The sequence below is a fragment of the Janthinobacterium sp. J1-1 genome, assembly GCF_030944405.1.
Classification (GTDB): Bacteria; Pseudomonadota; Gammaproteobacteria; order Burkholderiales; family Burkholderiaceae_D; genus Janthinobacterium.
Genome location: NZ_CP132339.1, coordinates 6516775 through 6542631 on the forward strand (window position 1 = coordinate 6516775; position 25857 = coordinate 6542631).

12 protein-coding genes are annotated in these 25857 nt (G+C 63.3%); 5 read left to right on the top strand and 7 right to left on the bottom strand.

What is annotated here, in order from left to right; all coding sequences use genetic code 11:
* Nucleotides 1-182 precede the first annotated feature (182 nt).
* Entirely contained in the window at nt 183-2828 is a 2646-nt protein-coding gene (locus Q8L25_RS29760) for a TonB-dependent receptor (RefSeq protein ID WP_308922823.1), read from the top strand.
* Between the two features lie 220 nt (nt 2829-3048).
* On the top strand, nt 3049-5922 hold the full coding sequence (locus Q8L25_RS29765) for a TonB-dependent receptor (RefSeq protein ID WP_308922824.1): 2874 nt from the start codon (nt 3049-3051) through the stop codon (nt 5920-5922).
* 269 nt (nt 5923-6191) lie between these two features.
* Here the strand turns inward: Q8L25_RS29765 and tldD are convergent, their stop codons facing one another.
* Genes tldD through Q8L25_RS29780 form a run of 3 tightly spaced genes read right to left on the bottom strand, consistent with a single transcriptional unit; the run spans nt 6192 to nt 12683 of the window.
* Nucleotides 6192-7652 carry a metalloprotease TldD gene (gene tldD, locus Q8L25_RS29770; RefSeq protein WP_308922825.1) on the bottom strand — a complete coding sequence of 487 codons (1461 nt, stop codon included), beginning with the start codon at nt 7650-7652 and terminating at the stop codon, nt 6192-6194.
* A gap of 20 nt (nt 7653-7672) precedes the next feature.
* Nucleotides 7673-8470, bottom strand: a complete 798-nt coding sequence (locus tag Q8L25_RS29775) for a carbon-nitrogen hydrolase family protein (protein WP_308922826.1) — start codon at nt 8468-8470, stop codon at nt 7673-7675.
* Nucleotides 8471-8501: 31 nt separating this feature from the next.
* Nucleotides 8502-12683: a YhdP family protein gene (locus Q8L25_RS29780; RefSeq protein ID WP_308922827.1), complete on the bottom strand. Its 4182-nt coding sequence runs from the start codon at nt 12681-12683 to the stop codon at nt 8502-8504.
* Between the two features lie 270 nt (nt 12684-12953).
* Between Q8L25_RS29780 and glnE the strand changes: the two genes are divergently transcribed.
* From glnE to Q8L25_RS29795, 3 genes are all read left to right on the top strand, one after another.
* Entirely contained in the window at nt 12954-15710 is a 2757-nt protein-coding gene (gene glnE / locus Q8L25_RS29785) for a bifunctional [glutamate--ammonia ligase]-adenylyl-L-tyrosine phosphorylase/[glutamate--ammonia-ligase] adenylyltransferase (protein WP_308922828.1), read from the top strand.
* Between the two features lie 95 nt (nt 15711-15805).
* Nucleotides 15806-16279: a cache domain-containing protein gene (locus Q8L25_RS29790; protein WP_308922829.1), complete on the top strand. Its 474-nt coding sequence runs from the start codon at nt 15806-15808 to the stop codon at nt 16277-16279.
* Between the two features lie 31 nt (nt 16280-16310).
* Nucleotides 16311-17075, top strand: coding sequence for a YoaK family protein (locus Q8L25_RS29795; protein ID WP_308922830.1), 765 nt, complete (start codon nt 16311-16313; stop codon nt 17073-17075).
* A gap of 49 nt (nt 17076-17124) precedes the next feature.
* On the opposite strand, the gene Q8L25_RS29800 is transcribed toward Q8L25_RS29795, so the two are convergent.
* From Q8L25_RS29800 to tkt, 4 genes are all read right to left on the bottom strand, one after another.
* Complete coding sequence (locus Q8L25_RS29800) at nt 17125-19131, bottom strand: S9 family peptidase (protein ID WP_308922831.1); 2007 nt, start codon at nt 19129-19131, stop codon at nt 17125-17127.
* 115 nt (nt 19132-19246) lie between these two features.
* Nucleotides 19247-22024 (bottom strand): TonB-dependent receptor, encoded by a 2778-nt coding sequence (locus Q8L25_RS29805; protein WP_308922832.1) that lies wholly within the window; start codon nt 22022-22024, stop codon nt 19247-19249.
* A 585-nt stretch (nt 22025-22609) separates the two neighbouring features.
* Nucleotides 22610-23620 (bottom strand): type I glyceraldehyde-3-phosphate dehydrogenase, encoded by a 1011-nt coding sequence (gene gap / locus Q8L25_RS29810; RefSeq protein ID WP_308922833.1) that lies wholly within the window; start codon nt 23618-23620, stop codon nt 22610-22612.
* Between the two features lie 91 nt (nt 23621-23711).
* Nucleotides 23712-25709 (bottom strand): transketolase, encoded by a 1998-nt coding sequence (gene tkt / locus Q8L25_RS29815; protein ID WP_308922834.1) that lies wholly within the window; start codon nt 25707-25709, stop codon nt 23712-23714.
* Nucleotides 25710-25857 lie beyond the last annotated feature (148 nt).

The window sequence follows — 25857 nt, forward strand, 5'->3', positions numbered from 1 at the left end:
GCTGTGATGTTTGGCGACTGTTGTTCGTTTTCACACTTGATTTTCTGGTCATTGCTGCGTCACTTTTCACATGTTTTGATGGCTGCGCTCGCTATCCCAGGAGGATGGCCAGCACATCGCATCGGCGACGTATCCGCCTAGCCGAACAATCAAACTCAAGAATTACCTCAGGAGTGTTAGCCATGATGATAGAAAGCGTGTTGTCCCGATCCCTGCGCCTCATGTTCGCCGGTTCGCTGGCGCTGGGCGCGCATGCCGTCCAGGCGCAAGCCCTGGTCGGCGATGCCGACGGCGAGATGCAGAAAGTGGAAGTGACGGGTTCCAGCATCAAGCGGCTGTCATCGCAGACGGCGCTGCCGATCACCTCGATCAAGGCGGAAGACTTCATCAAGCAAGGCTTGACCACCGCGCAGGAAGTGATGAACACGATCCCGATGAACCAGAGTTCGACCGGCAGCAGCCAGTCGGTGGGATCGGGCACGGGCGGCATGTCGAGCGCCGACCTGCGCGGCCTTGGCAGCGACAAGACGCTGGTGCTGCTCAATGGCCGGCGCATCGCCAGCCATCCGTTCAATGGCGCCGCCGTCGACCTGAACATCATCCCCCTGTCGGCGCTGGACCGGGTCGAAGTGCTGCGCGACGGCGCTTCGGCCATCTATGGCACCGATGCCATCGGCGGCGTGATCAACTTCATCACCAAGCGCTCGGTGCAGGGCGCTACAGTCAGCGTCGAACACTATGCGCCGACCAGGAGTGGCGGCGGCGAGGAGTCGCGCATCAACCTGTCGGGCGGCTTCGGCAACCTGGCCACCGACGGCTACAATTTCTTTGGCGTCGCCGATGTGCACAAGCAAACATCGCTGGCGGCCACCTCGCGCGCGTTTTCCAGCACCAGCGTGATTCCGAGCCGTGGCGTGGACAACAGCAGCGGCACCTCGCAGCCGGCCAACTTCTATTCCGACAACGGCCTGACCGGCAACCCGTACGCGGCATCCAACTGCCCCGGCACCGGCCTGATCACCACCGCCAGCGGCACCTGCCGCACCGATACCGTCAAGTATATCGACGACATACCCGAAACCAAACAGGAATCCCTGCTGGGCAAGGCCACCTTCAAGCTGAGCCCCGACAATATCGCCACCGTCGAGTACCTGCACTCGCGCAGCACCAGCACCAGCAGCATCGCGCCGTCGCCCTTGACCGGCATCAGCATGACCTCGGCCAGCCCGTATTACCCGGGCAACGGCAATGTGCCGGGCGTGGCCGGCCTGGCCGGCGAAGACCTGACCCTCAACTGGCGCACCGTGGCGGCCGGCAAGCGCACCGGTTTCGACACCAGCACCTCGGACCGCCTGGTACTGGCGTCAGAAGGCCTGATAGGCGGCTGGGATTACAACGTGGGCCTGACCTATTCGATCAGCAAGGCGGCCAGCGCCTTTGTCAACGGCTATACCAATGACAGCCTGGTGAAAGCCGGCGTGCTGGACGGCACCTTGAACCCGTTCGGCGAGCGATCCGCGGCCGGCGCGGCCTACCTCGACGCGGCCCAGCTGCACGGGCAATACCTGGGCGCGAAGATGACCAGCACCGGCGTCGATGCCAAGGTCAGTCGCGAAATCTACCAGTTGCCGGCCGGCGCGGTCGGCTTTGCCGTCGGCACCGAGTTCCGCCATGACGAGGCCGAGTACAAGGTCAACCGCGCGCTGGCCTCGCAGGCGCAAAGCTCGGGCTATGCCGATGCGCAGGACCAGGCCGGTTCGCGCAATATCGCCGCCGTGTATTCGGAACTGAGCGCGCCGCTGCACAAGGACCTGGAGCTGTCGCTGGCGGCCCGCTACGACCACTACAACGACGTCGGCGGCAGCTTCAATCCGAAGGTGGGCCTGCGCTGGCAGCCAAGCAAGCAGGTATTGCTGCGCACCTCGTACAACACGGGTTTCCGCGCGCCGACGCTGTATGACCTGCACGGCCCGGCCACCTCCACCTTCACCGGCAACTCGTATGACGATCCGGTGCTGTGCCCGGGCGGCACGGCCGTGGCCGGCGCCAATCCGAACGTGGCCTGCGGCCAGCAGCAATACATCCGCAGCGGCGGCAATGCCAACCTGAAGCCGGAAAAATCGAAGACCTTCAGCGCCGGCATCGTGTTCGAACCGGTCAGTTCGGTCACCATGTCGCTCGACTATTTCAATATCAAAATCCGCGACAAGATCGGCACCGTGGCCGAACAGACGCTGTTCGACAACTACGAGAAATACCAGTCGGCGTTCGTGTATTCGGCGGACGGCAAGACGCTGCAGTATGTCAACGCCGTGCTCGATAACCTGGGTGAAGTCCATACCTCGGGCATCGACACCAGTTTCACCTGGCGCCTGCCGAAGAGCAGCTACGGCAACTTCACCTTCCAGTTCGACGGCAGCTGGGTGCACAGCTACAAGTACCAGAACGAAACGGGCGGCGAGTATATCGAAAACGTGGGCGTGTATGCCGACAACAACCCCGTGTTCCGCTGGAAGCACAACGCCTCGCTGACGTGGGCGCTGGGCAAGTGGAGCGCCAACCTGTCGAACAAATACATGAGCGGCTACCGCGACCAGAACTATGTCGACGCCGGCTATGAACAGAACGTGAAAGCGTATTCCACCTTCTCGCTGTCGGGCGCGTATTCGGGCTGGAAAAACACCGATATCACGGTCGGCGTGAAAAACCTGTTCGACAAGAACCCGCCGTTCACCAACCAGGGCACGGTGTTCCAGACCGGCTACGATCCGCGCTACACCGACCCGCTGGGCCGTACCCTGTACGTAAAGGCTTCGTACAAGTTCTGATGATCTGCTGATGTACTGTCATGCCCGCAAGGTCTTGCCTTGCGGGCATTTTCTTTTGGGGCTACGGTTGTGGCCGTCGTGGCCCGGGCACCACATGCCGCGCGATATGCACAGGTCAAGCGGCGTACAACTGATGCAGATCGAATCCGGGACAGGCCGCGCCACCGAAACTCAAGGCGCATCGACGGTTTTTTCCGTCCGACCTTTTTCGGAGACCAGCATGATCCACAGTCTATCCGCACGTCCGCTTTCCTTTCCACCACCACCTCTGGGCCTGGCCCTGGCCAGCGCCCTGCTGGCGCTGCCGCTGCTGCCCATTCTGCCGGCGCTGGCGCAAGATGCGCCAACCGCGGCGCCGATCGCCAGGGTTGAAATCACCGGTTCCAACATCCGCCGCGCCGAGGCGGAAACGGCCTCGCCGGTACAAACCCTGAACGCGGCCGATATTGAAAAATCGGGCAAGTCCAGCGTCGCCGAATTGCTGCAAACGCTGGCCGTCGACAACCAGGGTTCGGTGCCCACCACCTTTGGCGGCGGCTTTGCCTCGGGTGCTTCTGGCATTTCCCTGCGCGGCCTGGGCACCTCGTCAACCCTGGTGCTGCTCAACGGCCGCCGGGTGGCGCCATATGGCCTGGCCGACGATGGCCAGAAGGTGTTCGCCGACCTGAACATCATCCCGCTCGAGGCGGTCGAACGGGTGGAAATCCTCAAGGACGGCGCCTCGGCCATCTATGGTTCGGACGCGATCGCCGGCGTGGTCAACGTGATCCTGCGGCGCGACTTCCAGGGCACCACCGTGCGCGGCAACTATGGCAAGACGAAAGACTGGGACGGGCGCGATGCGCGCGCCGCCATCACCCATGGTTTTGGCGACCTCGACACCGACCGCTACAACGTGCTGCTGAACCTCGAATACAGCGAAAAAGCCGCCATCTGGCACCGCGACCGCGCCGGGCGCGGCGCCGTCGGCCGCAGCGACTTGCGCGACCTGGGCTTCAGCGCCCAGGAATCCCTGAGCGGCGCCGGCGCCATCACCACCAACAACGCGGCCGGCAGCGCCGTCAACGGCAATGTGCGCAATCCCGCCACGCTCGACTACTACAACCGCGGCAACCTGGCCGGCGCCGGTTTTACACGCACCTTTCCCGGTGCCGCCTGCGGCAATTTCACCAGCCATCCGCAGGGCGATCCGGGCGGTGGCTGCCTGACGGATGCGGCCCAGCAATACGGCCAGATCCAGCCCAAGCAGAAGAACATCAACTTCTTCGGCCGCGGCGCCTGGCAGCTGACGCCGGCCCTGCAAACCTATGCCGAACTGAACGTGTATCACAGCGAATCGACCTCGACCACCACGCCATCGACCATCAGCGGCTCGGTCGGCTATCCGGGCGGCCCCGTCAGCAATGCGGCCGTGGCGCTGGGCGCCGCCCACCCCGACAACCCGTATTTCGGCAGCGTGGCGCGCCTGCGCTACTTGGCCGCCGACGTCGGGCCGCGCGTGTCGGACATCGAATCGACGTTTTCCCGCTTCGTGGCCGGCATCAAGGGCACGGCCGCCGGCTGGGATATCGACAGCGCGCTGCTGTACTCGGAAAACAAGGTGTCCAATGACCGCAGCGGCTACCTGCAGCGCGACGTGGCGTTTGCCCTGCTCAATCCCAGCGCGGCCAATGTGGCGGCCGCCAGCCTGAACCCCCGCTATGCCGCCCTGCCACCGGGCAGCGTGTGGCGCATCGCGGAAAACGCCGGCCTCAATTCAGCCGACCTGTACGGGGCGCTGTCGCCCACCATCTCAAACGACGCCCGCACGCGCATCGCGCAGCTCGACTTCAAGGCCAGCCGTTCCATGGCCAAACTGTCCGGCGGCGACCTGGGCGTGGCGGTGGGGGCGGAATTCCGCTATGAATCGACGCGGCTGGAGCCGACCGCCGGCACCGACCGCGGCAATATCATCGGCCTCGGTTATTCCGCCTACCGGGGCAGCCGCCGGGCCTCGGCCGTGTATGCGGAAGTGCTGGCGCCGGTGCTGGCCAACCTGGAACTGTCGGCCGCCATGCGCGCCGACCATTTCTCCAGCATCGGCAATTCCTGGACGCCCAAGGTCGGCGCGAAATGGACGCCGGTGCGCCAGTTGGCGCTGCGCGGCACGTTTGCCAAGGGTTTCCGCGCGCCCAACGCGGCCGAAAACGGCGTCGGCGGCCTGGCCGCGTTTTCCACCGCCGCCGACCCGGTGCGCTGCGCGCTGGGGGTGGAAGTGGCGTGCGATCCGGCCTCGATCGCCGTGATCACCTCGCCCAATCCGAACCTGGCGCCGGAGCGCTCGCGCAGCTACTCGCTCGGCGCCGTATGGGACCCGCTGCCGCGTACCAGCGTGTCGGTCGATTTCTGGCAGATCCGCCGCAAGAACGAAATCAACCAGGAGCAGACCGATGCCGCGATTGCCGCCGGCAACGTGGCGCGCGATCCATCCACCGCCACCGGCATCCCCGGCGACCCGGGCGCGATCACGGCCGTGCTGGCCAGCTATGTCAATTCGGCGCAAACCAAGGTGCGCGGCATCGATATCGACGGCCGCCAGCGCTTTACCCTGGACGGCGACATGGGCAACCTGACCTTCGATGTGAAATGGACCCATCTGTTCAAATGGCTGCGCATCGAGCGCGACGGCACCGAGCGCGATTTCGCCGGCACGCACGGCAACTGCGACGTCTCGAACTGCATGGGCACGCCGGACGACCGGGTCAACCTGGGCGCCACCTGGGAACGCCGCAACTGGCGCGTCTCGGCCAACGTCAACTACCGCGCGCCGCTGGACAACGTGCTGTTCAAGAACGACCCCGACGGCTGCGCCACCCACTACGCCGACGGGTCGGATGCGCCCGGCGGCTGCCGCATCGCCTCGTTCACCACGGTGGACCTGACGGGCCGCTGGCTGGCCACGCCGCAGCTGGAAGTGTTTGCCTCGGTGCAGAACCTGTTCGACAAGGTCGCACCGCTCGATCCGCTGACCTATGGCGCGACAGGCTACAACCCGCTCGATTATGCCGGTGCGGCGGGGAGGTTTATCAGTGCGGGGTTGAAGTATAAATTCTGATCAGCTTGCTTACCCCAAGCAGCAGAAATCCGGCTCGGTCGCCGACACAGGCTCACCGGGCCAAGCGGACCTGAAAAATGTCGAGGGCAAGGCGCAGTGACGAAGACAGTACGCATGTACGGCGAGGAGCTGCAACGCCGCCATCGGCATTTTCTCAGGCCCGCGTCTCCCCGGCCCGCCGTTTTTACGCCTTGCGCCTTTCAATGCGCCGGCCAGCGTCACTTGACGGCATTCAGGTTCACCCCGGGCATGCCGACCTCGGTTGCATGTCAAGCCGTGCCACCGACCGTAATGCCATCAAGCCTCAACGTCGGCTGCCCCACCCCCACCGGCACGCTTTGCCCCTCCTTGCCACACACGCCCACGCCCGAGTCCAGGCGCATGTCGTTGCCGATCATCGAGACACGGTTCAGCACGTCGGGACCGTTGCCGATCAGGGTCGCGCCCTTGACCGGGTAGCTGAGCTTGCCGTTTTCGATCATGTACGCTTCGCTGGCCGAAAAAACGAATTTGCCATTCGTGATGTCGACCTGGCCGCCGCCGAAGTTGACGGCATACAGCCCGTTTTTCACGGACGCCAGGATCTCGCCCGGGTCCTTGTCGCCACCGAGCATATAGGTGTTGGTCATGCGCGGCATCGGCAGGTGGGCGAACGATTCGCGGCGCGCGTTGCCCGTCACCGGCATCTTCATCAGGCGCGCGTTCATGGTGTCCTGGATATAGCCCTTGAGGATGCCGTCTTCGATCAGGGTGGTGCACTGCGTGGGATTGCCCTCGTCGTCGATATTGAGCGAGCCGCGCCGGCCTTGCAAGGTGCCGTCGTCGACCACCGTCACGCCTTTGGCCGCCACCCGTTCGCCGATGCAGCCGGCAAACGCGGACGATCCCTTGCGGTTGAAGTCGCCTTCCAGGCCATGGCCGATCGCTTCGTGCAGCAGGATGCCGGGCCAGCCCGGCCCCAGCACGATGGTCATCGGACCGGCCGGCGCGGGGCGCGCCTCCAGGTTGACCAGGGCCGAGCTGACGGCGTCGGCCGCATATTGTTCCAGCACGGCGTCGGTAAAATAATCATAGCTGTAGCGCCCGCCGCCGCCGGCCGAACCGGTTTCGCGGCGGCCGTTCTGCTCGGCGATCACGGTCAGCGACACGCGCACCAGCGGGCGTATGTCGGCCGCCAGCACGCCGTCGCTGCGCAGCACCAGGACCACGTCGTATTCGCCGGCCAGGCCCGCCATCACCTGCACCACGCGCGGATCTTTTGCGCGCGCCATCTTTTCCACGCGTTCCAGTAGCTGCACCTTGGCGGTGGCGTCCAGCGAGGCCAGCGGATCGCTGGGCAGGTACAGGGAACGGCCGCCCTGCGGCTGCATGCTGCCGGCAATCTTGATCTTGCCGGTGCCGACTCTTGCGATCGTGCGCGTGGCGGCGGCCGCTTCCAGCAGGGCCTTTTCGGAGATCTCGTCGGAATACGAAAACGCCGTCTTGTCGCCCGACACGGCGCGCACGCCGACACCCTGGTCGATGGAAAAACTGCCGGTCTTGACGATGCCTTCTTCCAGGCTCCAGCCTTCGCTGCGGGTCGACTGGAAATACAGGTCGGCGTAATCGACCTTATGGGTGAACATCGTGCCCAGCGCCTTGAGCAGCTTGTCTTCGTCGAGGCCGAACGGCGTCAGCAGAATGTCGCGCGCCACGGCCAGGCTGGACAGATTCGGTTCGAATGGGATCATGGTTTGACTCTCCAACAAGATTACATGGTGCGGTGTGCCAGCGCGGGCAGCGATTCGCGCACGCCGGCCAAAAATACCGGATCGATCTGTCCGCTCACCACGCCTTCGCCTTCGTCCAGCACCGCCTTGACTTCGCCCCAGGGGTCGATCAGCATGCTGTGGCCCCAGGTGCGGCGGCCGTTCGGATGCACGCCGCCCTGGGCCGAAGCCAGCACGTAACACTGGTTTTCGATGGCCCGCGCGCGCAACAGCACTTCCCAGTGGGCGCGACCGGTGGTGTGGGTAAATGCGGCCGGCACCACGATCAGGGCGCAGTCGCCCAGCGCCCGGTACAGCTCGGGAAAGCGCAGGTCGTAGCAGATCGACAGGCCGACCCTGCCCAAGGGCGTATCGACGCTGCGCACCTGGGCGCCGGCGACGATGGTGCGCGATTCATTGTAGGACTCTGCGCCACGGGTAAAACCGAACAGGTGGATCTTGTCATAGCGGCCGGCCGGCGCGCCTTGCGGGTCGTACACCAGGGTGGTGTTGAGGACCTTGCCAGCCTCGGGCGACGCCAGGGGCAAGGTGCCGCCGATCAGCCATATGCCGTGCTCGCGCGCCATCTGCGCCATGCCGTCCTGGATAGGGCCGCTGCCGGGCTGCTCGGCGTGGCCCAGCTTGTCCGTTTCATGCTGGCCCATGATGGCCCAGTACTCGGGCAGCACCACCAGCATCGCGCCTTCGCTGGCCGCCTGCGCCACCAGGCGCCTGGCGGTGGCCAGGTTTTCCGTGATGGACGGCGTGGAAATCATCTGTATTGCGGCGACTGTGTGCATCGATATCCCCTGTGTTCGACTATTGCCTGGTCTATTGCGCCGCGGCCGGCACGGACGCCGGCAGCGTGATGGTGGGCTCCAATTTACCACTATCGAGCTTGGTCACCACGGGCGACTTCCACGGTCCGGCGATCTGCATATGATAGGTCAGCGCCTTCATCACGGGCGCGCGCAGGAACAATTGCGCCAGGAAGCTGCCGATGCCGATCACCGGATTGACCGCCAGCGCATACACCAGCGGCCCCGTGCCCAGGTTGAATTCGGGGATCACCACCACGTGCAGATTGGTGGTTTCGTTGGCGATATCGGCCGTGCCGTCCATCAGCACGGTGGCCGCCACGCCATGCATTTTGAGGTTGTCGGTGGTCACCACGCCGCGCTTGATGCTGGCGTTGGCCGTGATGCCGTCAAACGCCAGCCCTTCCGAAAACACATCGTGGAAATCGAGTTTCAGCAAACGCGGCAAGGCTTGCAGGCTGAGCACGCCCAACAGCTTGGCCGCGCCCGGATCCTGCTTGAGGAACTGGCCCGATTCCACGTTCATCTCGATCTGGCCCGACAGGGTGGGAATGTCGAGCGAATACGGCAAGCCGTTCCAGGCGATGTCGCCACTCAGTTTGCCCTTGCCGCGGCGCACGGTGTCGGCAAAGCCGAAACGGTCGAGCAGCTTGCCTGCATCGACGATATCGAGGCCGAAGCGCAAGCTGGTGGTGCTTTGCCCATCCTTGACCACCCATTTGCCGTTGCCGCTGAGGGCGCCATCGGCATTGGCCAGCAGCAGCTTGCCGACCCGCCACTCGCGCCCGCTGGCGGCCATGGTGTTATAGGCCTGCAATTCCAGCCGGCCGATCTGCTTGTTGAATAACTCGAAACGCTCGGCAACGATATCGAGCGAAGGAATCGATTGCGCGCTGCTTTTACCTTCGAGCAGGCTTTTCACGTCATTCGCGGCCGACTCGGGAATGATCAGCGACGACAGCCGGGCCGTCATCTTGCCCAGGCCCGACGGCGTTTCCAGCCAGGTGACGTAGCCCGACACCTGCTTGGCGTCGATATTGGCCTGCCATACGTCTTTCTGATGGGTGGCGCCGACCACGACGTTTTCCAGCTTGCGCTCGCCCAGCATCAGTTCGCCGGCGCGCGCGGCCATCATGTCGGGCACCACATACTGGGCGATATCGGGCGCGTCGTCATCGGCTGCGGCGTCGGCCGGCGCAGCGCCGCTGCCGGCAATCGCGCTGCCGGCGGCGATCCAGCTGTCGACATCAAACGTCTTCAGGTTCACATTGAGCATCATGCCGGTGTCCGGTTCGGGCGCTGGCGTATTCACGCCGATGCCGCCGTGCACCAATCGCCATGGTTCCTTGCCCTGCTTCTGGCGCTGGTAGCGCGCGGCCAGGCCGGTCCCCAATGCGATGCGGATCTCGTCGGTGCGCAAGCCGGCCGCATTGGCGGCATTCGCGCTCAAGGTGAATTTCACGGGCATGCTGTCGGCGGCCGGCTTTTTCAAGGGCGCCGGGAAGTCCAGGCCCAGGCCCGCCAGGCTGCTGTCGACGCTGACCACCAGCTGATGGTCGCGCGCCGTGATCAGGCCGCTGTAACGGGCGCCGCCATTCAGGTGTTTTGCCAGCCGCTGCAGCACCGGCGCGGGGTAGGTTTTGCGCAAGCCGTCGATCGTCATGGCGCCGCCTATCTTGACCTGGATCGAGTTGTCGGGCTGGGTGCCGCCCGAGATGGCCAGCGGCCCGCCGAGCAGGTTGCCGTTCAGGCCATTCAGGTTGACGCCTTTTTCATTGAACTCGATCTTGCCCTGCGCGCCCAGCACCGGCGGCAGGTCGTTGAACAGCACCACGTCGTTGCCGGCCAGTTGCAGGCCGCCCTGCACTTTCGCTTCCAGCATGCGCTCGATCGGCAGGTGAAGTTTCAACGCCAGCTTCGCATTGCCGGTGGCCGTGGTCTCGTCGGTAAAATGGTCGATCCAGGCCAGCACCGGGCTGGCGCTGACGTATTTGAGGAATTCCTGCATCGGGCCAGCCGCATTGCCTTCGATATCGAGCAGGGTGTCAAAGACGGTCAGGTCGGGTATCACGGCTTTCACGTTGGCCAGCGCCACGCCGCCGGTGGTGGCCGTGTCGCCGCGAATTTCCATGCGCGCGCGCTCGAACACAAAACTGCCCTTGATCTTTTCCGCTTGCGGCCACAGCGGCGCCTTGCCTGCCAGCGGGCCGCTTTCGGCAAATTCACCGGGCGCATAATTGAGCGTGCCATTGTCGATCTTGCCGGCCACGCGGAACTCGCCCTGCTTGCGCTGGGCGGGCGTATCGGCCTTGAACGGAAAGTGTTCCAGTTCGCCGCGCAAACGCAAGGTGACGTCGCGCGCCACGCCGCCTTCGAGCGCGCCGGTCAGCCAGTGGCGCAGGTGCTCCGGTGTCTGCAGCGGCAGGTAGCGGCCGATGGTGTTGATTTCAAAATTGTCCAGGGTGCCGGTCAGGTCGACCTGGCCCAGGTTCTTGCCGTCGAGCGGCATGCGGTGCGTGCCGCGCAGGTTGGCGCGCAAACCTTGCTGGTTGAACGCCAGCTGCGCCAGGTCCACCTGCAGCATATTGTCCGCTTCGAAGGCCCAGCGCGCCTTCATCTGGAATTGTTCGAACGGCAAGACCGGCTCCGGCAGATAAGAAGGAAACTGCAGCAACAAGTCCTGCGCGTCGATCTCGATCTGGCCGCCCTGCTCGCTGGCGTCGATGCTGCCGCTCAGATTCTCAAAGCCGGGAATCGCGGGCGCCGCCGCCTGTGCGGGGCTGCTGGCGGTTTTTTCCATCGCCAGGCGCGCCGGCTGGGCGTTCAGCCCCAGTCCCAGCAGGCGGCCGCGCAGCCGATAGCTGCTGGCGCTGGCGACATCGCCCTGCCACTCGGCCGAAAAATCCTGCAGGCGGCCGCGCGGCGCCAGTGCCGCCAGCTGGGCGCGCTGCGCCACGCTCAAGGGCAATTTTTCGGCCAGCGCGGCCAGGGTCTGCAAATCCAGGGCCTTGGCCGTGATCTGCGTCTGTGCCGGCTGGCGTTTGGTGGCGGCCACATAGCGTTCGGACAAGGTGGTCGGTGGCAGGCTCAGGCCGTCGCGCGTTTCCAGCGCAAAATTGGCCAGTTCCACCTGGTGGCCGTTGGCGCCAAACGTCGGCTTGCCGTCCGGCGCCGAGGCCGACAAGGTCTCCTTGGCCGATACACGCCCGCTGACGCTCAACAGGTCGAACGCGGGAATGTCCTTGCCCAGCCGGGCTTGCACATCGGTCAGGCTGGCATCGGCCGTGAAGCCGGCCAGGCGCGCATGGTCGAGATTGAACCAGGCGCGCAAGGCGCCCTTGCCCTGGCTCAGTTCGAACGGGTAGTCGAGATAGGCGCGCCAGGCGGCCAGGTCGGCATTCTTCAGGTCGGCGTACAGTTCGCCCTTCCACATCGACACATCGGAAATGCGCGTGCTGAAGGCGGGATGGGTGAAGTGGGCGCGCACATCGACGGGCGCGGCCAGGCTGACCGGCGGCGTGGCCTGCAATCCCAGGCGGTGGCTGCGCCAGCGGTTGCGCAGCAGCAGGTTGACCTGCCCGAGCGCCAGTTCGGGCGTGCCGCGCAGCTCGTCCGTCCAGCGCACGCGGCCGTCGCGGATGATCACGTCATGCTGCGACAGCAGCCAGTCGGCGCCCTTGCCATCGCCTTGCGCCTTGTTATCCACCAGCACACCGGCCACATACAGGGCGCCATCCTTGCTGCGCCGCACATCCAGGTCCGGGCGCGTGATTTCCAGCCGTTCGAAACGCACCGAACCGAGCACGCTCCACCACGACACGGTGGCCGAAATACTGGGCACGCTCAAGGCCGGCCGGCCCGCCTGGTCGCGCAGGGTGACGTCGCCGAGGAACAGATTGGGCCGCAAGCCATGCCAGGAGGCATATACGCGGGCGATGCTGACGGGATTGCCCAGCGCGCGGCTGGCGGCCTGTTCGATATCACCTTTGTAATAATCGATATTCGGCAGGATGGCGTAGCGCAGGAACAGGAACAGGATGGCAAACGCGAAATACGCCAGCACCACCGCCTTGACGGCAAAACCGAGCGCATGGTGGGTGGCCAGGTTGGCCATGCGCCAGGCGGCACGCAGCCGCCGCCAGCGCAGGGCCAGCGGCATATGTTCTGTCGGGCTTGCTTCTGGCGATTTTTGCATCAATAAGCTAATAAACTGGCCTGGCGTCAAATAATGGCAAAATCGCCTGGTTTCCTGGGGCTTGCCATGCTGCTGGCGTCAGCCTTGCACTTGCATCCGGACTGAGCCTCCCTTACCATCGTCCGTGAGAGCACGCACACTGCCAGGCAGTGCCGGGCAAACTGTGCAGCGGCCCAATTTTACCGCATCCCCTGCCGTGCGCAGGCAAGCCCGGCGACAAAGTACGCACTTTAGCCACGATAACCGATCAACACCATAGAAATCGCCACCATGAGCCACCCGTCCCTGACTTCCGCCTCGCGCTTTTACCAGCGCTGGCTCAATGCCGCCCCGGAACGCGCCGCGCAAGCCGCGCAGCTGGTCGGCATGCCGCTCGACGGTCTCGATTTTGCCGCTGAACTGGCCCGCCTGGCCAACGCCGCCACGCCGCCGCTGCCGCTGGAACGCGCCATGCGCCAGCTGCGCAACCTGCTGGTATGCGGCCTGATCGCGCGCGACCTGGACGGCCAGGCCGACCTGCACGAGGTGGTCACCGCCATGACGGGCTTTGCCGACTTCGCCATCGGCCGCCACTGCGACGCCATCATGGCCGAGATGGTGGCCGCGCACGGCATGCCGGTGGGCGAGGAGTCGGGCCAGCCGCAGGAACTGATGGTGCTGGCGATGGGCAAGCAGGGCGGCGGCGAACTCAATGTGTCGTCCGACATCGACCTGATCTTTGTCTACCCGGAGGATGGCGATACGCAAGCGACCCAGCCGGGCCAGCGCAGCCTGTCGAACCACGAGTTTTTCATTCGCATGGGCAAAAAGCTGATCGCCGCCCTGGCCGAAATCACGCAGGACGGCTTTACCTTCCGCGTCGACATGGCGCTGCGGCCGAACGGCAACTCGGGGCCGCTGGCCGCCAGCCTGGGAATGGTGGAACAGTATCTGATCGTGCAGGGCCGCGAATGGGAGCGCTATGCCTGGGTCAAGGCGCGCGCCGTCACCGGCAGGCCGGAGGACATCGCCGCGCTGGACGCCATCGTGCGCCCCTTCGTGTTCCGCCGCTACCTGGACTTCGGCGTGATCGACGCGATCCGCAACATGCATGGGCAGATCCGCGCCGAGGTCAACCGCCAGGAGCGGCTGCACCCTGACCGCAGCAACAACGTCAAGCTGGGCCGCGGCGGCATCCGCGAAATCGAATTCCTGGCGCAGGTATTCCAATTGATACGCGGCGGGCGCGACGCCGAGCTGCGCGAACGCTCCACGCGCGCCACCTTGCGCACGGTGGCAGAGAAAGGGTATCTGGAGCCGGCCATCGTGGAAAAACTGCTGGCCTCGTATTCCTTTTTGCGCAACCTGGAACACCGGCTGCAATACCTCGACGATGCGCAGACCCACACCCTGCCCGCCAGCGAGGCCGACCGCCTGGTGGTGGCGCAGATGATGGGTCTGCCCGATACGGCCACCCTGCTGGCCCAGCTTGAAGCGCACCGCGTGTTCGTCGCCGGCCAGTTCGATGAAATGTTCAGCGACAAGACCAGCGGCGCGCCGCCGGCCGACACCGGCATCGACCCGCAGGCCTCGAACGACTGCGCCGCCTCGGACCAGCAGGAAGCCATCGAAGCGCGCTTCGCCGCGCTGGGCTTTCACGAGCCGGCCGCCTGCGCGCGCCGGCTGCTGGCCACCTGGCAGGCGCCGCGGCTGCAGTCGCTGCCCGAAGCGAGCCGCACGCGCCTGGTCGCGCTGGTCAATGCCGCCCTGCCGTTGATCACCGACTGCTCCATGTCCAACGGCAACGCCAGCCAGCTGGCCACCCTGGGCCGGCTGCTCGATTTCCTGGAAGCGATCGCGCGCCGCTCGGCCTATCTGTCGCTGCTGACCGAATACCCGCATACCCTGGAACGCGTGGTGCGCATGGTGTGCGCCAGCGGCTGGGCCGCCACCTTCCTCACGCAACATCCTATCCTGCTCGACGAACTGCTCGATGAACGCATCCGCCACAGCGTGCCCGACCCCGCCGCGCTGGCGCTCGACCTGCAGCGCCAGCTCGACGACGCGCCCGGCGACACCGAGCGGCAGATGGATATTTTGCGCGAAACCCATCACGCGCAGCTGTTCCAGTGCCTGGCGCAGGACCTGGCGGGCGACCTGAGCGTGGAAAAGCTGGCCGATTATCTGTCGCAGCTGGCCGACATCATCGTCGCCGCCACCGTGCAGGCCGTCTGGCAGACCCTGCCCACGCGCCACCGCGAAGTGCCGAAATTCGCCGTCATCGCGTATGGCAAGCTGGGCGGCAAGGAACTGGGCTATGTATCCGACCTCGACGTCATTTTCCTGTTCGATGACGACGACCAGGAAGCGCCCGGCCTGTACGCCAAGCTGGCGCAGCGCTTTATTACCTGGATGACCTCGCATACCTCGGCCGGCATCCTGTTCGATATCGATATCGCGCTGCGCCCGGACGGCGCGTCGGGCATGCTGGTGTCCAGCGTGCAGGCCTTCGAGCGCTACCAGGGCAGCGCGGCCTGGGTATGGGAACACCAGGCGCTGACGCGGGCGCGCTTTTGCGCCGGCGACGTCACCATCGGCAAGCATTTCGAGCGCATCCGCGACAGCATCCTGCGCAAGGAGCGTCCCGAAAACGGCCCGCTCAAGGGCGAGGTGGTGGCGATGCGCAAGCGCATGATCGACGCCCATCCGCCGCGCCCCGGCAGTTTTGACCTGAAGCAGGACCCGGGCGGCATGATCGATATCGAGTTCATGGTGCAATACCTGGTGCTGCAGCACGCGGCGCGCTATCCGCAGCTGACAGCCAACGCGGGCAATATCGCCCTGCTGCGTTTATGCGGCGAACTGGGTCTGATCGACGCCACCCTGGCCGCCGGCGTGGCCGACGCCTACCGCGCGCTGCGCAAGCTGCAGCACCAGCTGCGCCTGCAGGGGCAGGACCTGGCACGCGTGGCGCCCGAGCGGGTACAAGTGCATGCCGACCATGTGATGCGTTTATGGCACACCATCTTTGCCAGCGTGATTGCATAACCAATATAGCGGCGTATGATACGAACAGGCAACTCCACCTCCCAGTAGTGCCGCACAGGCCGCGCCGGGGTTGCCCATCATCCCAGGAGACAGCAATGATTACCACTGTAAAAGCGGGCGTGCACGCCCTTCTCGCCGGCTTCATGGTGTGCGCCAGCGCGGCGGCATGGGCGGCGCCCAAGGGCACGGCCGATGAAGCCATCGCCATGACCAAGCGCGCCGTGGCCATGATCAAGGCCGACGGCAAGGACAAGGCCTTTGCGGCGATTTCCGACCCGGCCAACACCAGCTTCCATGACCGCGACCTGTATATCTATGTGTATGACATGAATGGCGTGACCCTGGCACACGGCAACAATCCCAAGATGGTCGGCAAGAACCTGATCGATATGAAAGACAATGAAGGCAAGGCCGTGATCCGCGCGCTGATCGCCACCGCCGGCAGCAAGGAAGGACGCGGCTGGGTCGACTTCAAGTGGCCCAACCCCACCACCAAGGTGGTCGAGCAGAAGTCGGGCTATATCGAACGGGTCGACAACATGATCGTCGGTTCCGGCATCTACAAGTAACCAGCGGCATAGCGGCGGCGCGCGTTCCCGGATGGCCCTCGATTACCTGACACGGCTGAGCGGTGCAACGCGCGATGCGCAAGCGAACTTGCAACTGGGCTGCGTGCTGGCGCTGGTGGCCGGCGCCGTCAATGCGGGCGGCTTTCTCGCCATCGGCGGCTATACCTCGCACATGACGGGCATTATCTCGGGCATGGCAGACGACCTGGCGCTGGGTAATGTGACGGTGGCGCTGGCTGCGTTCGGCGCCTGGCTGGCGTTTGTCAGCGGCGCGGCCGTGACCGCCATCATGGTGAACTGGGGCCGCCGGCGCCAGCTGCACAGCCAGTTTGCGCTCAGCTTGCTGCTCGAAGCGCTGCTGCTACTGGTCTTCGGCCTGACGGGCAACTACCTGGCGGCCATGCCGAACGTGCTGGGCCCCGTCACCATCTTGCTGCTGTGTTTTGTGATGGGGCTGCAAAACGCCATCATCACCAAGATCTCGGGCGCCGCCATCCGCACCACGCATGTGACGGGCCTGTCGACCGATATCGGCATTGAAATGGGAAAGATGCTGTATTACAACCGTCGTCAGTTGCCCGGCGACATGGTGCGCGTCAACCGTGCCAAACTGATCACGCATGGCGCCCTGATCGCCTGCTTTTTTGGCGGTGGCGTGAGCGGCGCGCTGGCCTTCAAGCATATCGGTTTTCCCGCCGCCACCATCATCCTGGCCGGCGTGCTGGCCACCCTGGCCGGCATGCCCGTCTGGCATGACCTGCGCATGCTGTGGCGGCAATACCGGCGGCGCGGCTGACGCCGGGAAACGAATCCGGCGCCAGCCGCGTACCTGCTTACCTGCCTGCCTACTTCTGCGCTGTCGCCGTCGCGGCTGCCGGGCCGATATAGCGGTTGATGAAGCGGTACACGGTTTCGCCCCACAGGATATTGTTGCTTTCCTTGGACCAGCCATGCCCCTCGCCGGTCATCACCATCCATTCGACGGTATTGCCCTGCTTGCGCAACACGTCGCGCATTTTTTCACCGTGGATCAGCGGCACGCGGCGGTCTTCGCTGCCGTAGGCCATCAGCACCGGCGCCTTGATCTTGTCGGCATGGTCGATCGCCGACACCTGCCTGAAATAGGCTTCATCGGTTTTCGGATCGCCGTGCATCTTGGTGCCGATATTGTCCATCACCGGACCCGACACGTCGGACCAGTTGACGGTAAATAGCATCTTGACGTCCGTCACGCCGACCCAGTTGATGCCGCACTTGTACAGGTCGGGATTCTTGATCAGGCCATACATGGTGGCATAGCCGCCATAGCTGGCGCCGATGATGCACACGCGGTTGCGGTCGACCACGCCCTGCTTGACCAAGTCCTCGATGCCGTCGGTGATATCGTCCTGCATCGCCAGGCCCCATTGCTTCCAGCCGGCCGTATGGTGTTTCCAGCCGAAGCCGGTCGACATGCGGAACTGCGGCTGCAATACCGCAAAGCCGCGCGAAGCCAGCATCTGGGTGATCGGATCGAAGGTGTAGGCGTCGCGCGCATGCGGTCCGCCGTGGATATACGCCACCAGCGGCAGCGCTTTCGGCGTGCGTCCTTCCGGCAGGGTCAGGTAGGCGGGAATTGTCAGGCCGTCGCGTGCCTTGTAGTGGATCACGCTCTGCTCGGACAGCTTCTTGCCGTCGAGTTCGGGCTTGACGCTGTACAAGGGTTCCAGCGTCTTTTTCACCGTATCGAAGTAATACAGCTTGCCGACGTTATTGACGCCCGTGGTCGTGACCACGGCACGGTTGCCGCGCCACTGGAAGTTGACACGTTCATTCGGCAAGCTGGCGTCGAGCGAGGCCTGCAGGCGCGCATAGTCCTCGTCGAAATAATACATTTCCGGCTTCATGCCGTTGACGGCCACGCCCACCACTTTCTTGCGCGCCTCGTCGAAAATCAGGCCATCGCTGATATCGGCTTCGGCATGTTCGGCGATCAGCTCACCGACCGTATTGTTGGCGCTGTTCCAGATATGCACGCCAGCCTTGTCGCGGCCGTTGAAGCGGCCGGCGACAAACAATGTCTTGTTGTCGAAATCGAAGCCCAGCGGATTCATTTCCTTGCCTTCATCGAGATAGGCCTGGTAGATGGTTTTCCATGGCGCTTTTTCATCGTCGCGCAGATACACTTTTTGAATGATGCGCTTGCTGCCCGACTCCACCGTCATCGACGAGGCGACGCGGATCACATTGTCATGGTCCAGCACCCAGCCGCTGACGGCGCCGGGATTGTTAAACGTCAGCAAGGCCATGCGGCCATTGGTGGTGTCGAGGCGGAACACATCGCTGGCGCCCAGGTCCGCATCGCGGCCGCGTTCGTTATTCACCACGATCAGGTCATTGCTGTCGCCGCCCACCCGTTGCAGCACCGACACCGGCTTGTACGGCATGTTCGTGCTCATCGCCTCCTTGACGCTGATCACCAGCTTGCGAAATGCGCTGCCGTCGCTATTGACGGCAAACAGGCCACCACCGGTCTGTTTTTCCATCACTTCTTCGCTGCCCTTGGTGATGCTGAACACCAGGCGGCGGTTGTTGACCCACATCGGGTTGGTCACGTTCCAGTCGGGATCGGAGGCCACCACGGTCGAGGCGCGCGTGTCGAGATTGATGACGGCCAGCACGAAGCGGCCATTGCGCGGCGTCAGCACGGCCATGCTCTGGCCGTCGGGTGACAAGATCGGGCGACCGCTGAATTCCGCTTTCTTGAAGAAGTCGGCAATCGGAATGGATTCGTCGGCGCGGGCGCTGGCGCCCCACAGGCCGGTACTGAGCAAGATGGTGCTGAGCACGAGAGGAATAATGCGTCGATTCAAGACAGTCTCCTTCGGTATAAACATCAATGGCCGCGGCGCTCGGGCAAGCACCGCGGCCAGCTGGAAAAAAGGCGCCGTTACCTTGACGGTCACGGCGCCTTTTCGTCATGCACGATTACTTGAAGCTGTATTCGGCGGTGACCTGGAAGTAGCGGCCCATCGCGCTATGCAGCGGCGCGTAGTAGTTGGCCGTGCCGTTCGGGTGGAAAGGCGGTTTGCGGTCGAAGGCATTCTGGATCGCAAAGCTCAGCTTGGTGTTCTTGATGCCGCTGTAGCTGCCGCCCAGGTTGACCACGGTGAACGAAGGAATGCCCGTGCACAGCTCGGGGAAGCCTTCGGTGGCCAGCACGCATTCCTGCGTACGGTCGGCAACCGACGCCATCTTGCTGACAAATACCGTATCGGCCGACAAGGTGTATGCCGCCTTTTTCCATGCCAGGCCCAGGTTGGCCTGTACCGACGGCGTGCCGCGGGTGCCGGCGTACTCGATCAGGTCGTCGGTAGGCGACGGCGCATTCTTGTACGACTGCATGTGGCTGACGTTCAGGGTCGGCGTCAGGGTGCCATATTCGCCGAGGTTGATGCGGCCCGTCAGTTTCAGGTCGACGCCACGGATCTTGGTCACGGCCACGTTGGTCAGCAACATCTTGATGTTGGTGATCTCGCCCGCCGTCGCACCGGCGGCCTGGTCGGCAGCGGTCAGCGCGGCGCGGGTGATGGCCACGGCAGGATCGCCGGCATAGCGCGATGGGTCCTGCAATACCTTGTCCAGGTCGTAGGTGCTGATCTCGTTGACGCGCTTGATCTGCCACAGGTCCAGCGTTGCCAGGAACGACGAGCTAGGCTCCCAGGCCAGGCCCAGGGTGTAGCTTTTCGCCGTTTCCGGTTTCAGCTCCGGATTGGCGCCGCTTTCATATGGCGACGATGTCGAGCAGCCGAGCGTGTAGCGCGCGTTGCAACGGAACGGATCGCGGATCGACACGAAGGCGTTGCGCACGTCGGTCGAGTTCTCGACCAAGGTTGGTGCACGGAAACCTTCAGCATAGGTGCCACGCACCATGAAGGCCGGCGTGGCGCTCCACTTCAGGCCCACTTTCGGGGTGGTCGAATTGCCGTAGTCCGAATAGTGGTCGTGGCGCACGGCGACGTTCGCTTCCAGCGATTTCAGCAGTGGAATCGTCGATTCGGCGTAGATCGAGGAAATATTGCGGTCGTTCGAAAAGCCTGGCGGCAATTGCGCCTGGTGATAGAACTCGCCTTCCACCGCGATCGGATCGGGCATGGTGCTGAGGCTCTCGCGGCGGAATTCGGTACCGACCGCCAGGCCGACGGCGCCTGCCGGCAGGTTGAACAACTCACCCGAGACCTTGCCGTCGATTTGCGTCAGGGCCGACTTGAACACGTTTTTCGAATTGGCCGTGATCGAATCGTACAGCGCCTGGTTGGAGGCGCCGCCACCGAAGATGAAGGTGCCGTTGGTGTAGGCGTTGACGAATGGCGTCAGCAGGATCGCGCTGGTATTGCGCGAGGTGACTTTGCTATCCGTGCGCAACAGGGCGGTTTCCCAGTCCCAGTTCTTGTAGTCGCCCTTGACACCGACCAGGTAACGGCCGAAGTCGGTCGTATTGTCCTGGCCCTGGCCCGGGAAGTCACGCAGCGAAGCGCGCACGCGCACGGTGCCGTTGCCGCCAGCCAGGGTCTTGCCGTCAGGTCCGATCAGCTCTTTCGGATACTGCGGATGGGTGATCGGCAGCGCCGGCGTCGGCTGGCCGGTCTGGCCTGCCACCCAGTGCAGCAGGCCGGTCACGGTGGCCTTGTTGCGGTTGAACATCAGTTCGCTGAAGACGGTGGTATTCGCGGTCGGCTGCCAGGTCAGGCGGCTGGTCAGGCCGAAGCGGTCGGTCTTGCCGGCCGAGTTGATCGAGCTGTCCTGGAAGTCATCGAACACGCAGGCATTGCCCTGGGCGCCAGCGGCCAGTACGCCGGAAGCGGGAACCAGGCGGTCGGCCGGGCAGTTATTGTCCAGGGTACGCGACACCAGCGTATTGGTGGCCTTGTCGGTCCAGTAGATGTTGCCCGGGTAGGTGTACAGCGAGCGGCGGTCCTTGTAGCCATAGGCGCGCAGATCCTGCGTGCTCAGGTAGCCGTCGCGCTTGCGGATGTACATCGGATCGCGCTGGCGCACGTCTAGGGTGACATAGGCGTTGAAGTGATCCTGTACCAGGCTGCCTTTGCCGAAACTGATCGTGGCGCGTTTCTGTTCGCCATCGCTGCGGCTGGACTGGCCCAGCGAGCCGCCCAGTTCCAGGCCTTCGAAGCTGTCGCGCAAGATGATGTTGACCACGCCGGCCATCGCTTCCGAACCGTAGATCGCCGAGGCGCCATCTTTCAGGATTTCAATCCGTTCCACCGCGCCCACCGGAATCGAGTTCAAATCGACAAAGGTGGTCTGGAATTCAGGCTGGGCATACGGCGCCAGGCGGCGGCCGTTGATCAGGGTCAGGGTTGCCTGGCTGCCGAAACCACGCAAGTTCAGGCCGGCGGCGCCCGCACTGAAACCGTTGGTGCGGTTTTCATCGATACCGCCCACGTTGGAAGAAATCGTGCGCAACACTTCGTTGAGCGAGGTCGCGCCACCACGCGTGAGTTCGTCGCGGGTAATGATTTGCACGGGCGAGGCCGATTCAAGGGTAATGCGGCGTACGTTCGAACCCGTGACATATACCTTCTGGACTTTGTCCGAGCCATCGACGCCAGGCGTGGCCTCGGCCTGCGCTTGCGGCGCCAGGCTGGTTTCCTGGGCGTGGGCAAATTGGGCCAACAGGCCGGTACCGGCGAGGGTACCGATGGCCAGACGAACTAGGATGACACTGGTTTTTTCTTTTAAAAACATCACTCTTCCTTTTGTGCTTTTATACAACCGGTTTTTTATATCCAACCCCTTCAAGCAGCCGCCCCCATGGCACTATCGTGCCAGGCAACACGGACAGTGCGACACGACAATGATGGCGTGACAGCAAGAAAAGCGATTATGCATGGAAGGAGTTTCATTTTGTTACAAATGTTATTAAATGTTGCAACAAAACGACTTTGCGGAATAAGGCAATATAAATAACGAAAATTTCAAAATTTTATTTATTTAAAATTGATTAATGCCACATAAAAATTAACGATATAAATAGTTTTCAGAAAGGTGTTTACCTGAAGAAAAGAATACGCTAGCCAATATAAAAATTTGTTTCTTTTTAACTTTTTTTAAAGATAAAAATTGCAATACTTATTGCCTGAAAATGCCCTGCTATGGTGCATATATGAAATGTCAAGCGCCCTGTTTTGACACATGTAACAAGATGCAACGAGATGTAACGGCGGCGCTGCCGTTGGCGGTCCCCATACTGGTGCGCGCGGGCAAAAAAAAACCGCCCTGCGAACAGGGCGGCATTACGCCCCGCAGGGCGTGTCAACAGCAGGAAAAGACTTACTTGGCCGACATCAGCGCAACGGTGGTGTCGAGCATGCGGTTCGAGAAACCCCACTCATTGTCGTACCACGACGATACTTTCACCAGGCGGCCCGACACTTTGGTCAGGGTCGAATCGAAATTCGACGAAGCCGGATTGTGGTTGAAGTCGATTGATACCAGCGGTTCGGTCTGGTACGTCAGGATGCCTTCCAGCGCGCCTTCGGAAGCGGCCTTCATCAGGGCATTGACTTCTTCCACAGTAGTGTCGCGCTTGGCGATGAACGACAGGTCGACCAGCGAAACGTTGATGGTCGGCACGCGGATCGCGAAACCGTCCAGTTTGCCGTTCAGCTCAGGCAGCACCAGGCCGACCGCGGCGGCGGCGCCGGTCTTGGTCGGGATCATGCTCATGGTGGCCGAACGGGCGCGGCGCAGGTCTTCATGCATCACGTCGGACAGTACCTGGTCGTTGGTGTAGGCGTGCACGGTGGTCATCAGGCCGGTTTCCAGGCCGATCGCGTCGTTGAGCGGCTTGACCAGCGGGGCCAGGCAGTTGGTGGTGCACGAAGCGTTCGAAATCACGGTGTCGGTCGATTTCAGCACGTCCTGGTTCACGCCGAACACGATGGTGGCGTCGACGTCCTTGCCGCCTGGTGCCGAGATGATGACTTTCTTGGCGCCGCCCTTCAGGTGAGCCGACGCTTTTTCCTTGGTGGTGAAGAAGCCGGTGCACTCGAGCACCACGTCCACGCCCAGCTCGCCCCATGGAATTTCAGCAGGATTGCGCTGCGCGAACACGCGGATCGGATCGCCATTGACGATCATGTTGTCGCCTTCGACGGTGACGGTGCCCGGGAACTTGCCGTGCGCGGTGTCGTAGCGGGTCAGGTGGGCGTTCGATTTGGCATCGCCCAGGTCGTTGATGGCAACGATCTGGATGTCCTGTTTCTTGCCGCCTTCGTAGAAAGCGCGCAACACATTACGGCCGATGCGGCCGTAGCCATTGATTGCAACTTTGATCGTCATACTCTGCTCCTGATTGAAATAGAAAGACTTGGCACATTAAAAAATCTGCTGCCGCCGCGCCCATCTGCGGGACGCTGGCGGCGTTACTGCTTTACCCTGCGATCACGGCCTTGACTTTGGCCACGACGTTTTCAACGGTGAAACCGAAATGCTTGAACAGCACGCCGGCCGGCGCCGACTCGCCGAAGGTATCGATACCGACCACGGCGCCTTCCAGGCCGACATATTTGTACCAGAAGCTGGTCACGCCCGCTTCGATGGCCACGCGTGGCACGCCTTTGGTCAAGACGCTGGCCTTGTAGGCGACGTCCTGGCGGTCATACACGTCGGTCGACGGCATCGACACCACGCGCACATTGATGCCTTCCGAGGCCAGCGCGCTGGCGGCGGCAACCGCCAGTTCCACTTCGGAACCGGTGGCGATCAGGATCGCCTTGGCATCGGCCACGTCGTTCAGCACATAGCCGCCGCGGAAGATGTTGGCGATGGTGTCGTTCGAGCGTTCCTGGTACGGCAGGTTCTGGCGCGAGAAGATCAGGGTCGACGGGCCATCCTTGCGGCGCACTGCCGCGCCCCAGGCCACGGCCGATTCGACCGTGTCGCACGGACGCCAGTTGTCCAGGTTCGGGATCAGGCGCATCGACGAGACATGCTCGACCGACTGGTGGGTCGGGCCGTCTTCGCCCAGGCCGATCGAGTCGTGGGTAAACACGAAGATCGAACGCAGCTTCATCAGCGCGGCCATGCGCAGCGCGTTGCGGCTGTAGTCCGAGAACGTCAGGAAGGTGGCGCCGAACGGGATGTAGCCGCCATGCAGGGTGATGCCGTTCATGATGGCGCTCATGCCGAATTCGCGCACGCCATAGTTGACGTGGTTGCCCGGTTTGCCCGAACGCACGGGAATCGATTCTTTCCAGTTGGTCAGGTTCGAGCTGGTCAGGTCGGCCGAGCCACCGAGGAATTCCGGCAGCGACGAGGCCAGCGCCTGGATCGCGTTCTGGCTGGCCTTGCGGGTGGCGATGTTTTCTTTTTTCTCGACGCAGGAAGCGATCGCGGCGGCCAGCGCGGTTTCAAACGCTTCCGGCAGGTCGCCCTTCATGCGGCGCGACAGCTCGGCTGCCTGCTGCGGGAATTCTTTGCTATAGGCGGCGAAGCGCTCGTTCCAGTCGTTTTCCAGCACGGCGCCTTGTTCCTTGGCATCCCAGGCCGTATACAGGTCGGCAGGGATCTCGAACGGAGCCGAATCCCAGCCGATGTATTCGCGCACGGCGGCGATTTCCTTGTCGCCCAGTGCGGCGCCATGGACCTTGTCGCCACCTTGCAGGTTCGGCGAACCCTTGCCGATAATCGTCTTGCAGCAGATCAGGGTCGGTTTCGAAGCGGACTTGGCGGCGGTGATGGCGGCGTCGACAGCGGCGACGTCATGGCCGTCGACGGCGCGGATCACGTTCCAGCCGTACGCTTCGAAGCGGGCCGGGGTGTCGTCGGTGAACCAGCCTTCGACCTTGCCGTCGATGGAAATCCCGTTGTCGTCGTACAGGGCGATCAGCTTGTTCAGGCCCAGGGTGCCGGCCAGCGCGCATACTTCGTGCGAGATGCCTTCCATCAGGCAGCCGTCGCCGACAAACGCGTAGGTGTAGTGGTTGACGATGTCGTGGCCCGGTTTGTTGAACTCGGCGGCCAGCAGTTGTTCGGACAGCGCCATGCCGACGGCGTTGGCGATGCCCTGGCCCAGCGGACCGGTGGTCGTTTCAATGCCGGGCGTGATGTCGACTTCCGGGTGGCCCGGGGTTTTCGAATGCATCTGGCGGAAAGCCTTGATGTCGTCCATCGACAAGGCATAGCCGGTCAGGTGCAACAGCGAATAGTGCAGCATCGAGCCATGGCCGTTGGACAGCAGGAAACGGTCGCGGTTCGGCCATTTCGGATTGGTCGGATTGTGGCGGTAATGCCCACTCCACAGGGCAACTGCGATCTCGGCCATGCCCATCGGCATGCCAGGATGGCCGGAGTTAGCCTTTTGTACAGCGTCCATTGCCAGTGCGCGGATCGCATTGGCCATTTTGGTAGTCGGGAGCGTAGTTGTCATGGTGGTGTGGGTCAGTCGCGAGTTTGGGATTCGTGTGCAGCAGCGCGGACAGGCGGCCGGCCGCTTTTGTAGTCAACTATTTTACCAGACTGGGGGGCCGCAATTTAGAATTGCAGCGTACTGCCACGCCAACTCGCTATACTTTAGT

Coding starts and splice junctions, on each gene's coding strand:
- Q8L25_RS29765 (WP_308922824.1), top strand. CDS start 3,049: ATGATCCACAGTCTATCCGCACGTCCGCTTTCCTTTCCACCACCACCT.
- gap (WP_308922833.1), bottom strand. CDS start 23,620: ATGACGATCAAAGTTGCAATCAATGGCTACGGCCGCATCGGCCGTAAT.
- glnE (WP_308922828.1), top strand. CDS start 12,954: ATGAGCCACCCGTCCCTGACTTCCGCCTCGCGCTTTTACCAGCGCTGG.
- Q8L25_RS29760 (WP_308922823.1), top strand. CDS start 183: ATGATGATAGAAAGCGTGTTGTCCCGATCCCTGCGCCTCATGTTCGCC.
- Q8L25_RS29780 (WP_308922827.1), bottom strand. CDS start 12,683: ATGCAAAAATCGCCAGAAGCAAGCCCGACAGAACATATGCCGCTGGCC.
- tkt (WP_308922834.1), bottom strand. CDS start 25,709: ATGACAACTACGCTCCCGACTACCAAAATGGCCAATGCGATCCGCGCA.
- Q8L25_RS29790 (WP_308922829.1), top strand. CDS start 15,806: ATGATTACCACTGTAAAAGCGGGCGTGCACGCCCTTCTCGCCGGCTTC.
- tldD (WP_308922825.1), bottom strand. CDS start 7,652: ATGATCCCATTCGAACCGAATCTGTCCAGCCTGGCCGTGGCGCGCGAC.
- Q8L25_RS29775 (WP_308922826.1), bottom strand. CDS start 8,470: ATGCACACAGTCGCCGCAATACAGATGATTTCCACGCCGTCCATCACG.
- Q8L25_RS29795 (WP_308922830.1), top strand. CDS start 16,311: ATGGCCCTCGATTACCTGACACGGCTGAGCGGTGCAACGCGCGATGCG.
- Q8L25_RS29805 (WP_308922832.1), bottom strand. CDS start 22,024: ATGTTTTTAAAAGAAAAAACCAGTGTCATCCTAGTTCGTCTGGCCATC.